This window comes from Vibrio pelagius, assembly GCF_024347575.1.
In the GTDB taxonomy this organism is placed as follows: domain Bacteria; phylum Pseudomonadota; class Gammaproteobacteria; order Enterobacterales; family Vibrionaceae; genus Vibrio; species Vibrio pelagius.
On sequence record NZ_AP025503.1, the window covers coordinates 2,633,109 to 2,645,917 of the forward strand.

The 12,809-nt window shown below is 45.1% G+C and carries 9 protein-coding genes; 2 read left to right on the forward strand and 7 right to left on the reverse strand.

Annotated elements, in window-relative coordinates; genetic code table 11:
• Positions 1 to 33: 33 nt before the first annotated feature.
• The 3 genes from vsple_RS11445 to vsple_RS11455 form a co-directional block, all read right to left on the reverse strand.
• Entirely contained in the window at positions 34 to 804 is a 771-nt protein-coding gene (locus vsple_RS11445) for an ABC transporter permease (RefSeq protein ID WP_255229947.1), read from the reverse strand.
• A 1-nt stretch (position 805) separates the two neighbouring features.
• On the reverse strand, positions 806 to 1,723 hold the full coding sequence (locus vsple_RS11450; RefSeq protein ID WP_255229946.1) for an ABC transporter ATP-binding protein: 918 nt from the start codon (positions 1,721 to 1,723) through the stop codon (positions 806 to 808).
• A gap of 223 nt (positions 1,724 to 1,946) precedes the next feature.
• On the reverse strand, positions 1,947 to 3,617 hold the full coding sequence (locus vsple_RS11455; RefSeq protein WP_261882070.1) for a SulP family inorganic anion transporter: 1,671 nt from the start codon (positions 3,615 to 3,617) through the stop codon (positions 1,947 to 1,949).
• A 243-nt stretch (positions 3,618 to 3,860) separates the two neighbouring features.
• Here vsple_RS11455 and can point away from each other — a divergent pair, with 243 nt between their 5' ends.
• Positions 3,861 to 4,529, forward strand: coding sequence for a carbonate dehydratase (gene can, locus vsple_RS11460; RefSeq protein WP_255229944.1), 669 nt, complete (start codon positions 3,861 to 3,863; stop codon positions 4,527 to 4,529).
• A 70-nt stretch (positions 4,530 to 4,599) separates the two neighbouring features.
• On the opposite strand, the gene hpt is transcribed toward can, so the two are convergent.
• Positions 4,600 to 5,130 carry a hypoxanthine phosphoribosyltransferase gene (gene hpt / locus vsple_RS11465; protein ID WP_255229943.1) on the reverse strand — a complete coding sequence of 177 codons (531 nt, stop codon included), beginning with the start codon at positions 5,128 to 5,130 and terminating at the stop codon, positions 4,600 to 4,602.
• A 337-nt stretch (positions 5,131 to 5,467) separates the two neighbouring features.
• Here hpt and vsple_RS11470 point away from each other — a divergent pair, with 337 nt between their 5' ends.
• The gene (locus tag vsple_RS11470) at positions 5,468 to 6,073 is read left to right on the forward strand and encodes a LuxR/HapR/OpaR family quorum-sensing transcriptional regulator (RefSeq protein WP_255229942.1); all 606 of its coding nucleotides are present in this window, start codon (positions 5,468 to 5,470) and stop codon (positions 6,071 to 6,073) included.
• 457 nt (positions 6,074 to 6,530) lie between these two features.
• On the opposite strand, the gene lpdA is transcribed toward vsple_RS11470, so the two are convergent.
• From lpdA to aceE, 3 genes are all read right to left on the reverse strand, one after another.
• On the reverse strand, positions 6,531 to 7,961 hold the full coding sequence (gene lpdA / locus vsple_RS11475; protein WP_032550144.1) for a dihydrolipoyl dehydrogenase: 1,431 nt from the start codon (positions 7,959 to 7,961) through the stop codon (positions 6,531 to 6,533).
• 240 nt (positions 7,962 to 8,201) lie between these two features.
• Positions 8,202 to 10,109: a pyruvate dehydrogenase complex dihydrolipoyllysine-residue acetyltransferase gene (gene aceF, locus vsple_RS11480; RefSeq protein ID WP_261882071.1), complete on the reverse strand. Its 1,908-nt coding sequence runs from the start codon at positions 10,107 to 10,109 to the stop codon at positions 8,202 to 8,204.
• A 12-nt stretch (positions 10,110 to 10,121) separates the two neighbouring features.
• Positions 10,122 to 12,785 carry a pyruvate dehydrogenase (acetyl-transferring), homodimeric type gene (gene aceE / locus vsple_RS11485; RefSeq protein ID WP_255229939.1) on the reverse strand — a complete coding sequence of 888 codons (2,664 nt, stop codon included), beginning with the start codon at positions 12,783 to 12,785 and terminating at the stop codon, positions 10,122 to 10,124.
• Positions 12,786 to 12,809 lie beyond the last annotated feature (24 nt).

The following is a 12,809-nucleotide window of genomic DNA, read 5'->3' on the forward strand; positions in this document are numbered from 1 at the left end:
TTTTGTTTATCTGTTAGTTCGGTTGTGCAAAGACTAGCTACGTAAACCTATGCCCTTTGTCACCAAGTAATGGGCAACGCCATAAAGCACTACAATAAATACACCCAGTACGCCAAACGAGGTCACAATACCGACATCCGACACGCCCAAGAAGCCATATCTGAACGCATTAACCATATACACAATCGGGTTCAACTTAGAGACACCTTGCCAGAATTCAGGCAGTAGACTGATTGAGTAGAACACTCCGCCAAGGTAAGTCAGAGGCGTTAGGATAAACGTTGGAATAATTGAGATATCATCAAAGGTACGCGCAAATACCGCATTAATAAGACCACCCAACGCAAATACTACTGACGTTAAAAATACCGTTGCAATGATCACGCCCCAATGATCAACTTGCAGATCAACGAAGAACAGCGACACAAAAGTTACAATAGCACCAACCAATAAACCACGAACAACTCCGCCCATCACGAAACCCGCAATGATTACGTAATTCGGTACAGGCGCGACCAATAGCTCTTCAATGTTCTTTTGGAACTTCGCACTAAAGAACGACGACGCCACATTCGAATAAGAGTTAGTAATTACCGACATCATAATCAAGCCAGGTACTATGTATTCCATATAGCTAAAACCGTTCATTTCACCAATTCGCGCACCAATCAGGTTACCGAAAATAATAAAATAGAGCGTCATAGTGATCGCTGGCGGCACAAGTGTTTGCACCCAAATACGAGTAAAACGGTTGATTTCTTTGTTCAATAAGCTGCGAAAAGCGGTCCAATATAAGCTGTACATATTATTTACTCCCCTCTCGCACGATGCTCACAAATAGCTCTTCCAAACGGTTCGCTTTGTTACGCATCGACAATACATTAATACCTTGCTCTGTAAGTTGGCTAAAGATGGTGTTCAAACCTAAGGCTTTATCAATCTCGATCTCTAGAGAGCCATTCACCATCGCTTGGCTATTGACCCCTTGTAATGTCGGCTCAGGTGCCCCCTCTTCTAAATCGAGAATGAAGGTTTCAACGCTAAGCTTATTCAGTAGTGACTTCATGGTCGTGTTCTCTATCAACTCACCACGATGAATGATGCCGATATTACGACACAGCATCTCCGCTTCTTCCAAATAGTGAGTCGTTAGGATGATAGTGATACCCTGTTTCTCGTTGATCTCTTGTAGGAATTCCCACATTGAACGACGTAGTTCAATATCAACACCGGCTGTAGGTTCATCTAAGATCAGTAATTGAGGTTCATGCATCAGTGCGCGAGCGATCATCAAACGACGTTTCATACCACCAGATAGGTTTCTTGCTCGTTCGCTGCGTTTTTCCCACAGATCGAGCTTAGATAGATACTTTTTAGCACGCTCTTTAGCTAGAGACTTAGACACCCCGTAGTAGCCTGCCTGTTGAAGTACGATCTGCTCAACGGTTTCAAACGGGTTAAAATTAAACTCTTGAGGTACTAGACCAAGGTTCTGTTTAGCCAGTTCAAGATCTTGGTCGATGTCGAAACCAAACACTTTTACCTTGCCCGAAGTTTTGTTTACCAGCGAGGAGATAACCCCAATCGTTGTCGATTTACCCGCACCATTGGGTCCAAGTAGTGCGTAAAAGTCGCCTTTTTTCACCTGCAGGCTGATGCCTTTTAGAGCCTCAAACCCACCGGTGTAGGTCTTTCTAAGTTGTTCTATTTCTAATGCGTACATGAAGATAACTTGCCATTTGCGATTAGTGAGTAGGCATGAGAGAAAAAATGACCTTATTCTCAAACACGTCCAATATACCAACAAGTCTATCGTCAAATAACGATGAAAACAAACTGATATTTCCAAAATTATAGAAATATAGAAAGACCAGCCTCAAACAAGATAAAAAAATACCGTTAAGTCATAAACTTAACGGTACTTATCATCTAACTATTCATTTTTACTAAGCGGAGCCGAGTTCATGCTCATCACGTGCCACGTAGTTAGTTGCAGCTCGTAGTGCTTCATAACGGAAGCGATAGGTATTCGACTCTGGTACGAGGTCAAGCACATGGAACTTTTCAAGCTGTTGACGAGTATTGTCATTCGGACACAATAAGTACACTTCACAGTTGGCGTCCAGAGCATCCTTAATCGCATTCTCCAGAGCAAGACCAACCGTTACATCAATCATAGGTACATCCGTGAGATCGAGAATCATCGCCTCATAATCGGAGATGCTGGTGTGCTGACGAGAAATCGCCTTAGAGACACTGAAGATCATTGGCCCAGATAGATAGAAGAACAACACTTTGCCATTGGCCATATCCAGCAAGCCACGCTCACTGTCCGATAAAGGTACATCATCTTCATCGGCATCACTGATCGCCTTCACTTGACGCGCTTGCTCACGGCTCAATCGCTCAATGATGATGATGTTAGAAATAAAGACACCAAGGCCAACCGCCACAATTAGATCAACGAATACAGTTAGCAACATAACGCCATACATGATCGCCATACCCGCAAAGCTCACACGGTGTGCACGCTGTATGAAACTCCAGTCAAGGATATTGAAACCCACATACACCGCAATGCCCGCCAGTACCGCCATTGGGATAGGTTCAGTCAAACCACCAGCCACCAGAACAACTAGTGCAAGTACTAATGCACGAATCACACCCGATAATGGAGAGCGCGCACCAACCTGAATGTTGGTTACGGTTCCCATGGTTGCACCCGCACCCGGAAGGGCACCGAACAGACCAGAGATCATATTTGCTAAACCTTGACCACGCAGCTCTTTATCCGAATCGTGCTCTTTACGAGTCAAAGAGTCCCCAATAACAGCGGTCAAAAGTGTATCAATACAGCCTAAAGTACCTAACACCAATGCATCAATGACCATCTCGGTAAACATAGAAGCATCAATATGTGGCACAACCAGCGATGGCAAACCAGCAGGGATTTCACCAATGCGGCGAATCGCATCAGTATCAAACAAAATAACCGAAAGCAGTGTTACAGCAACCAAGGCTACCAATTGCGCGGGAACATATTTTCGATACTGCTTAGGGAAGAAAAATAGAATGCCCAGCGTCAGTAAACCAAGAAACAACTCACTGAACTTCATATTTGCCACTGTGTCAGGCAGTGCTGACAAGGTCCCCATAACACCACCTGCAGGTGCTGCATGACCGAGAAGTGGAGAAAGCTGTAGGATGATTAGAATAACTCCGATACCCGACATAAAACCGGAGATCACGCTATATGGCATCAAAGTTATGTATTTTCCTAACTTTAACGTTCCGAGTAACACCTGAAATGCACCCGCCATCATCACCACGGTAAAGGTCATTGCCAATCCCGTTTCAGGGTACTTAGCCATCATACTGGTCAATACCGCTGTCATGATCACCGTCATTGGGCCTGTTGGCTCAGAGATCAGTGTATTGGAACCACCAAATAGTGCGGCAAATAGGCCGACCATGATCGCTCCCCATAGACCTGCTTCAGCGCCTGCACCAGAAGCAACACCAAATGCCAACGCCAAAGGTAATGAGATAATGGCTGTAGTGACACCGCCGAACATATCCCCTTTGAGATTGATATCTGCAAAACGACTTCCAAACAAAATACATCTCCATGTGATGAACTGACAAACCTTATTACTTTAACAAATGTATCAACTGCTCAGAAAGTGTTAATTCAATCACAATATTTATGTCTTATAACCAGATGATACATTTATTCCTAAGTTTATGATTTTACGAACTAGAACACGTCAGATGAGTACTTTTTGACGCACTTTTTACAAGATTGAATTTGTAACATTGTGTATAGTTAAGCATCTTAATTGAGGGATGTATGAAGCAAGATGCCAGAAATAAAACAGCTTTTTGAAAACAATTCCAAATGGTCTGATGAAATTCGTTCAGAACGACCTGAATATTTTACCACGCTTGAAGAGGGTCAAAACCCGGGGTTTCTTTGGATCGGCTGTTCAGATAGTCGCGTACCGGCTGAGCGCTTAACAGGGCTCTATTCTGGTGAGCTGTTTGTCCACCGCAATGTGGCAAACCAAGTCATTCATACCGACCTTAACTGCCTATCCGTTGTGCAATATGCGGTTGATGTTTTGAAAGTGAAACACATCATCATCTGCGGTCACTACGGCTGTGGCGGTGTGAATGCAGCGATTGATAACCCTAAACTGGGTCTTATCAATAACTGGCTACTGCACATCCGTGATAACTATTTAAAGTATCGCAAACAAATTGAAGCGCTACCTCGTGAACAATGGGGTGATAAGCTCTGTGAAATCAACGTTGCTGAGCAGGTCTACAACTTAGGTAATTCCACTATTATGCAGAGTGCTTGGGAGCGCGGCCAAGAGGTTGAAATCCACGGCGTTGTGTATGGTATCGGTGATGGCAAACTGAAAGATCTTGGTGTGCGTTGTTCAAGCAACGATACCCTAGAGAACAGTCATTTAGAGGCATTGAACAAGATTCTAACCACGCCTCTTCTAGGGCAGCAAGGCTAACAAATACAACAAAGCCCGCATCATGCGGGCTTTTTGATCACTCGTTAACATCCAATCGACGCGGCACTCATTACTCTTGAGGTACAACCTTGCCGATGTATGGTAGGTGACGGTATTTCTGAGCGTAGTCGATACCTACACCCACAACAAACTCGTCAGGGATCTCAAAACCGATCCAGTTTACTTCTACGTCTACTTCACGACGAGATGGCTTATCTAATAGTGTACAGATTCGTACCGACTTAGGCTCACGCAGGCTTAGGATCTCTTTTACCTTGTTCAGCGTATTGCCAGTATCGATGATATCTTCAACTAGCAGTACATCTTTACCTTTGATGTCATCATCTAGGTCTTTAAGGATACGCACATCACGCGAGCTTTCCATTGTGTTGCCGTAGCTAGAAGCTGTCATGAAATCAACGCAGTGAGTAATATCGATTGCACGTGCTAAATCTGCCATGAATACAAATGATCCACGTAATAGGCCTACCAACACAAGATCTTCACTACCTTGATAGTGCTCGGTGATCTGTTTGCCTAGCTCTTGCACTCGATCTTGAACTTCTTGCTCAGAGATCATGACTTCAACTGTATGTTTCATACTGCTCTCATTTTGTTTAGTGACTGCGACAAGTGTAGATCGTTTCATCAATAGTGCCGCGGATTTTCGAGCGTAAGTCTAGCACTGCTCAAATACCCACACCACCTCGCGTATCAATTTAAATCACAGTTCTCGTATCAAGAGTCGTATTCTCGGCTTCCGAGTTAAATCGCATTACAACGCCCTGTGCGGATCACGATTTATGTATCAAGTTTGATGCAATTGTCCATAAAACAAGCACAAATGATTGACCATTTGCATATGCACCATTACACTCATTCTGGCTTAAATAATAATAAAATCATTAATATAATATTTTGTTGGCAAGGAAAACATTATGGACTCAATATCTAAGAGACCTAGAACTAGGCTTTCACCCCTAAAAAGAAAACTTCAATTGATGGAGATTGCACTTGAAGTATTCGCCCGCCGCGGCATTGGCCGAGGTGGACACGCAGATATCGCAGACATTGCTCAAGTATCTGTCGCAACTGTATTTAACTACTTCCCAACGCGTGAAGATCTGGTCGACGAGGTTCTAAACCATGTTGTTCGTCAGTTCTCAAACTTTCTTTCAGACAATATTGACCTCGATATTCACGCTAAGCAGAACTTAACAAACATCACCAATGAGATGCTTACTCTTGTTGAGCAAGATTGTCACTGGCTCAATGTTTGGTTCGAGTGGAGCGCGTCAACTCGTGATGAAGTATGGCCACTGTTCGTAACAACCAACCGCACTAACCAGATGCTGGTACAGAACATGTTTGTTAAAGCGATCGAGCGTGGTGAAGTTTGCGACCAACATGAACCGAAACACTTGGCGAACCTATTCCACGGTATTTGCTACTCGCTGTTCATCCAAGCGAAGCGTGCAAACTCAACTGAAGAATTGCACTCATTGACTGACAGCTACTTAAATATGCTGTGTATTTATAAGTAGATTCGAGATTCGAGATTCGAGATTCGAGATTCGAGATTCGAGATTCGAGATTCGAGATTCGAGTAAAACTATTGAAAGGGTTGGTGTTTGCGCCAACCCTTTTTTGTTACCAACAGATAGCTATTGGTTGAAAGAGATTCCCTACTCCTTCCTTCGTCAGTCTAGGGAATGACGGATATAAAGAACTCCTACACTTCACCATCGAAGAAATAAATCAACCGTTCAAGCCAGAGATTACCTCTTCCCTCCCTCATCCAAGGGATAGTGAGCTGCAGCTCTTTCACACTAAAGAATCACTAAAGCACAAACTCCAACATCTCACTCCGTCATCTTCAAGAGCGAGGGACGAGCGAGTTGGGGATCTCTTGCGGCCAAACGACTCGCTTACTCTAACGCACAAAAAAGCCGCTGACGAATCAGCGGCTTTCAAAAACATTAGCGAGTGGCTAAAGACGAATTACTTCTTCTTTTTCACTGCTTTTTTGTTTGGAAGGTCAGTGATTGAGCCTTCAAATACTTCCGCAGCTAGACCAACAGACTCGTGTAGAGTTGGGTGAGCGTGGATAGTAAGAGCGATGTCTTCTGCGTCACAACCCATCTCGATTGCTAGGCCGATTTCACCAAGAAGTTCACCACCGTTAGTACCTACGATAGCACCACCGATTACACGATGCGTATCTTTGTCGAAGATCATCTTCGTCATACCGTCTGCACAGTCAGATGCGATTGCACGACCAGAAGCTGCCCAAGGGAAAGTAGCAACTTCGTAGTTGATGCCTTCAGCTTTCGCTTCTTTCTCAGTCTTACCAACCCATGCTACTTCTGGCTCAGTGTACGCAATTGATGGGATTACTTTAGGGTCGAAGTAGTGCTTCTTACCAGAGATAACTTCAGCCGCTACGTGACCTTCATGCACACCTTTGTGAGCAAGCATTGGTTGACCAACAACGTCACCGATCGCGTGGATGTGAGGAACGTTTGTACGCATTTGCTTATCAACGTTGATGAAACCACGTTCGTCAACTTCGATACCAGCTTTTTCAGCGTCGATAAGTGCGCCGTTTGGAACACGACCGATAGCAACAAGAACTGCATCGTAACGCTCAGCTTCAGCTGGTGCTTTCTTGCCTTCCATTGAAACGTAGATACCGTCTTCTTTCGCTTCAACTGCAGTCACTTTAGTTTCAAGCATTAGCTTGAACTTGTTCTTAATGCGCTTAGTGAATACTTTAACGATGTCTTTATCCGCAGCTGGGATAACTTGGTCGAACATCTCCACTACGTCTACTTTAGAACCTAGAGAGTGGTAAACCGTACCCATTTCTAGACCGATGATACCACCACCCATGATAAGCAGTTTTTCTGGTACTTCTTTCAGCTCTAGCGCGTCAGTTGAATCCCAAATACGTGGGTCTTCATGCGGGATGAATGGCAGTTTGATTGGGCGAGAACCCGCTGCAATGATAGCGTTGTCGAAGTTAACCGTTGTTGACTCGCCTTCACCTTCTACAAGGATAGAGTTAGGACCAGTGAACTTACCGTAGCCGTTAACTACAGTCACGTTACGCATCTTAGCCATACCGCCAAGACCGCCAGTCAGTTGGTTTACAACTTTCTCTTTCCAGATGCGGATCTTGCTGATGTCAGTTTGTGGCTCACCGAATACAACGCCGTGCTCAGCCATCGCTTTCGCTTCTTCAATTACTTTTGAAACGTGAAGAAGTGCTTTTGATGGAATACAACCAACGTTTAGACATACACCGCCAAGAGTGCTGTAACGTTCAACTAGTACTGTTTCTAGACCTAAATCCGCACAACGGAATGCAGCTGAGTAACCAGCAGGACCTGAACCAAGTACAACAACTTGGGCTTTAATTTCTTTGCTCATTGTGACCTCTTGTAGTCATTATCCCTAACAGGCTTGAGAAGATGTTCTTAAATTATTGGGCTTTCAAACAGCCAACATTTTACAGAGATGTTAACAGTGTGAAAGTAGCTTTAAGTTAGCCTGTGAGCTAGACAACACTTCCCTTTCGCTTTATGAGAAAAGCGGGAACTGTTCTCTAAAAAATACTTTGTATAAAGAATTAAGGTGACCCGAAAGCCACCTTAATATTCACTTTCTAAATTACAGTACTAGACGACGAATGTCAGATAGTGCGCTGTTTAGGAAAGTAATGAAGCGTGCACCTTCAGCACCATCGATCACACGGTGGTCGTATGATAGAGATAGTGGAAGTTGTAGGCGTGGTTCGAACTCTTTGCCGTTCCACACAGGCTTCATTTCAGACTTAGATACACCAAGGATACCTACTTCTGGAGCGTTTACGATTGGCGTAAATGCAGTACCGCCGATGCCGCCAAGGCTAGAGATTGTGAAACAACCGCCTTGCATGTCAGCTGCAGTTAGCTTACCAGCACGTGCTTTCTTAGACACAGCCATTAGCTCTTCAGATAGCTCGTAGATGCCTTTCTTGTTCACGTCTTTGAATACAGGAACAACTAGACCGTTAGGCGTATCTACTGCGATACCTACGTTTACGTACTTCTTAAGAATGATGCTTTCGCCATCTTCAGAAAGAGAAGAGTTAAACGCTGGGAACGCTTCTAGCGCTTTAGCAACAGCTTTCATGATGAACACAAGTGGAGTGATCTTCATGCCAGTGTCTTTCTTAGCTTCGATTGCGTTCTGCTCTTTACGGAATGCTTCTAGCTCAGTGATGTCTGCGTTGTCCCACTGTGTAACGTGAGGGATCATTACCCAGTTACGGTGTAGGTTTGCACCAGAGATCTTCTTGATCTTAGAAAGCTTCTGAACTTCAGTTTCGCCGAACTTGCTGAAGTCAACTTTTGGCCAAGGTAGAAGACCAAGAGCAGAGCCGTCACCGCCTTTGCCAGATGCCGCAGCACCAGACTCAAGACGCTTAAGTGCATCTTTAACGTAAGACTGAACGTCTTCTTTAAGGATACGGCTCTTACGACCAGTACCTTTAACCTTAGATAGGTTAACGCCAAATTCACGAGCAAGACGACGAACAACAGGAGACGCGTGTGCGTAATCGTTGTTTTCTTGGAAGTCGTTCGCTGCAGGTGCCGCTTCAGCTTTTGCTGCTGGAGCAGGAGCCGCCGCAGGTGCTGGAACTGCTGCTTGTGCAGGTGCTGCAACAGGAGCAGGCGCTGCGCCTTCAACAACGAAAGTCATGATTAGAGAACCAGTCGTTACTTTGTCGCCAGCTGCAATCTTGATCTCTTTTACCGTACCAGCAAATGGAGCCGGAACTTCCATTGAAGCTTTGTCGCCTTCGACAGTGATTAGAGATTGCTCTTCTTCTACTGTGTCGCCAACCGCTACCATTACTTCAGTAACTTCTACTTCGTCACCGCCGATATCAGGAACGTTTACTTCTTTTTCGGCTGCGGCCGGCGCTCCGGATGCCGCAGGAGCTGCTGCAGGAGCCGCTTCAACTGCAGGAGCAGCTGCTACTGGAGCGCCAGAACCTGCTACTTCGAATACCATCACTAGAGAACCAGTTGATACTGAGTCTCCAGAAGCGATCTTGATTTCTTTAACTGTACCAGCGAATGGTGCCGGAACTTCCATTGATGCTTTGTCGCCTTCAACAGTTAGAAGAGATTGCTCTTCTTCTACTGCATCGCCAACTGCAACCATGATTTCAGTCACTTCTACTTCGTCGCCACCGATATCTGGAACATGAACTTCTTTAAGCTCTGCTGCTGCAGGAGCTGCAACTGGTGCTGCTTCAACTGCTGGAGCTGCCGTAGGAGCCGCTTCTACAGCGGCACCTTCAGCTTCGAAAATCATGATTAGAGAACCAGTTGTTACTGAATCACCTTCAGAAACTTTGATCTCTTTTACGATACCCGCTTGAGACGCAGGAACTTCCATTGAAGCCTTGTCGCCTTCAACAGTGATCAGTGACTGTTCTTCTTCAACCTTGTCGCCAACGTTTACTAGAATCTCAGTTACTTCAACCTCATCAGCACCGATGTCAGGTACGTTAATTTCGATTGCCATTGTTTTTCTACCTTATGCGTATTGCGGGTTTGTTTTTTCTGTATCGATGTTGAACTTAGCAATTGCTTCTGTAACAACAGACTTCTCAACATCACCACGTTTAGCTAGCTCAGTTAGGGCAGCAACTACTACGTAGCCTGCGTTAACTTCGAAGTGACGACGTAGGTTTTCACGGCTGTCAGAGCGGCCGTAACCGTCTGTACCAAGTACTTTGTAAGACTCAGTTGGCATGAACGCACGTACTTGCTCAGCGTAGTTCTTCATGTAGTCAGTCGCAGCGATTGCTGGTTCGTTACCAAGAACTTGAGCGATGTAAGGTACTTTCGCTTCGCCTTCTGGGTGAAGCATGTTATAGCGCTCTACATCTTGACCGTTACGAGTTAGTTCGTTGAACGATGTTACAGAGAACACATCAGACGCGATACCGTACTCTTCGCTTAGGATAGTCGCAGCTTTACGTACTTCGTTCATGATAGTACCAGAGCTCATTAGTTGAACTTTAGACTTGTCACCAGCGTAAGACTCAAGCTTGTAGATACCTTTACGGATGCCTTCTTCAGCACCTTCTGGCATTGCTGGCATTGCGTAGTTTTCGTTCATTACTGTTAGGTAGTAGAACACGTTCTCTTGCTCAGAACCGTACATGCGACGGATACCGTCTTGCATGATAACTGCAACTTCGTAAGCGAATGTTGGGTCGTAAGAGATACAGTTAGGAACAGTGTTCGCTAGTACGTGCGAGTGACCATCTTCGTGCTGTAGACCTTCACCGTTAAGCGTAGTACGACCAGCAGTAGCACCTAGTAGGAAACCACGAGCTTGTTGGTCACCAGCCATCCATGCCATATCGCCAACACGTTGGAAACCGAACATAGAGTAGTAGATGTAGAACGGGATCATTGGCAGATCGTTTGTGCTGTAAGAAGTCGCAGCAGCAACCCAAGATGCCATTGAACCTAGTTCGTTGATACCTTCTTGCAGTACCTGACCTGAAGTCGCTTCTTTGTAGTAAGAAACGATGTCGCGATCTTGAGGCGTGTAGTTCTGACCGTGCGGGTTGTAGATACCGATTTGACGGAACAGACCTTCCATACCGAACGTACGTGCTTCGTCACAGATAATAGGAACAACGTTTTTACCGATGCCTTTATTCTTCAGAAGGATGTTTAGTGTACGTACGTATGCCATCGTAGTAGAGATTTCACGCTTCTGTTCGCTTAGTAGCGGTGCAAACTCTTCTAGTTCTGGGATTTGTAGTTCTTGAGTGAACTTAGGTAGACGCTGTGGCGTGTAACCTTTTAGTTCTTTACGACGAGCGTGTAGGTATTCGTACTCCGCTGAACCTTCTTCAAGTTTCAGGTACGGAAGCTCTTTCACTGCTTCGTCAGTTAGGATGTCTTGAAGACCTAGACGATCACGTAGGTGTAGAACGTGAGTCATATCCATCTTCTTAACTTGGTGCGCGATGTTCTTACCTTCAGCCGCTTCACCCATGCCGTAACCTTTAACAGTCTTAGCTAGGATTACTGTTGGACGACCTTTAGTTTCTGCCGCGTTTTTGTAAGCTGCGTATAGCTTAGAAGACTCGTGACCACCACGCTTAAGAGCGAAGATTTCGTCGTCAGTCATGTCTGCAACTAGTGCAGCTGTCTCTGGGTACTTACCAAAGAAGTGCTCACGTACGTACGCGCCATCTTTAGATTTGAATGTTTGGTAGTCGCCATCTACAGTTTCGTTCATTAGCTGTAGTAGTTTACCAGACGTATCTTTAGCAAGTAGTGAATCCCAGTTGCTACCCCAGATAACTTTAACAACGTTCCAACCAGCACCTTTGAATAGGCCTTCTAGTTCTTGGATGATGCTACCGTTACCCATTACAGGGCCGTCTAGACGCTGTAGGTTACAGTTGATTAGGAATGTTAGGTTGTCTAGCTTTTCACGTGCTGCGAAAGATAGAGAACCACGTGATTCTGGCTCATCCATCTCACCGTCGCCTAGGAAAGCGTATACACGTTGAGCAGAAGTATCTTTAAGACCACGACCTTCTAGGTACTTAAGGAAACGCGCTTGGTAGATCGCAGAGATTGGACCAAGACCCATAGATACCGTTGGGAACTGCCAGAACTCAGGCATTAGTTTAGGGTGCGGGTATGAAGGGATACCTTTACCATCAACTTCTTGACGGAAGTTATCTAGCTGCTCTTCAGTTAGACGACCTTCAACGAATGCACGAGAGTAGATACCTGGAGAGATGTGACCTTGGTAGTAAACTAGATCGCCACCGTCCGTCTCGTTTGGAGCACGGAAGAAGTGGTTGAAACATACTTCGTAGAAAGCAGCCGCTGATTGGTAAGAAGCCATGTGACCACCTAGGTCTAGGTCTTTCTTAGAAGCGCGCAATACGATCATGATTGCGTTCCAGCGAATAATCGAACGAATACGACGCTCAAGAGTTACGTCACCAGGGTAAGCCGGCTCTTGTGCTGCTGGAATGGTGTTGATGTAGTTAGTGTTGATACCCGTTGGCATATCAACGCCGTCTAAACGTGCCTTTTCTAGAACTGTTTCTAGTAAGAACTGTGCACGTTCTACACCTTCTTCACGTACTACTGACTCAAGAGCTTGTAACCAATCTTGAGTTTCCAGAGCATCAACGTCATGCTTCATGTCAGACATGGCGATCTATCCTTTTTGTTAGTT

Bases quoted from the DNA above. Each gene is read 5' to 3' on its own strand.
- vsple_RS11445 (WP_255229947.1), bottom strand. From the start codon at position 804: ATGTACAGCTTATATTGGACCGCTTTTCGCAGCTTATTGAACAAAGAA.
- vsple_RS11450 (WP_255229946.1), bottom strand. From the start codon at position 1,723: ATGTACGCATTAGAAATAGAACAACTTAGAAAGACCTACACCGGTGGG.
- can (WP_255229944.1), top strand. From the start codon at position 3,861: ATGCCAGAAATAAAACAGCTTTTTGAAAACAATTCCAAATGGTCTGAT.
- hpt (WP_255229943.1), bottom strand. From the start codon at position 5,130: ATGAAACATACAGTTGAAGTCATGATCTCTGAGCAAGAAGTTCAAGAT.
- vsple_RS11470 (WP_255229942.1), top strand. From the start codon at position 5,468: ATGGACTCAATATCTAAGAGACCTAGAACTAGGCTTTCACCCCTAAAA.
- lpdA (WP_032550144.1), bottom strand. From the start codon at position 7,961: ATGAGCAAAGAAATTAAAGCCCAAGTTGTTGTACTTGGTTCAGGTCCT.
- aceF (WP_261882071.1), bottom strand. From the start codon at position 10,109: ATGGCAATCGAAATTAACGTACCTGACATCGGTGCTGATGAGGTTGAA.
- aceE (WP_255229939.1), bottom strand. From the start codon at position 12,785: ATGTCTGACATGAAGCATGACGTTGATGCTCTGGAAACTCAAGATTGG.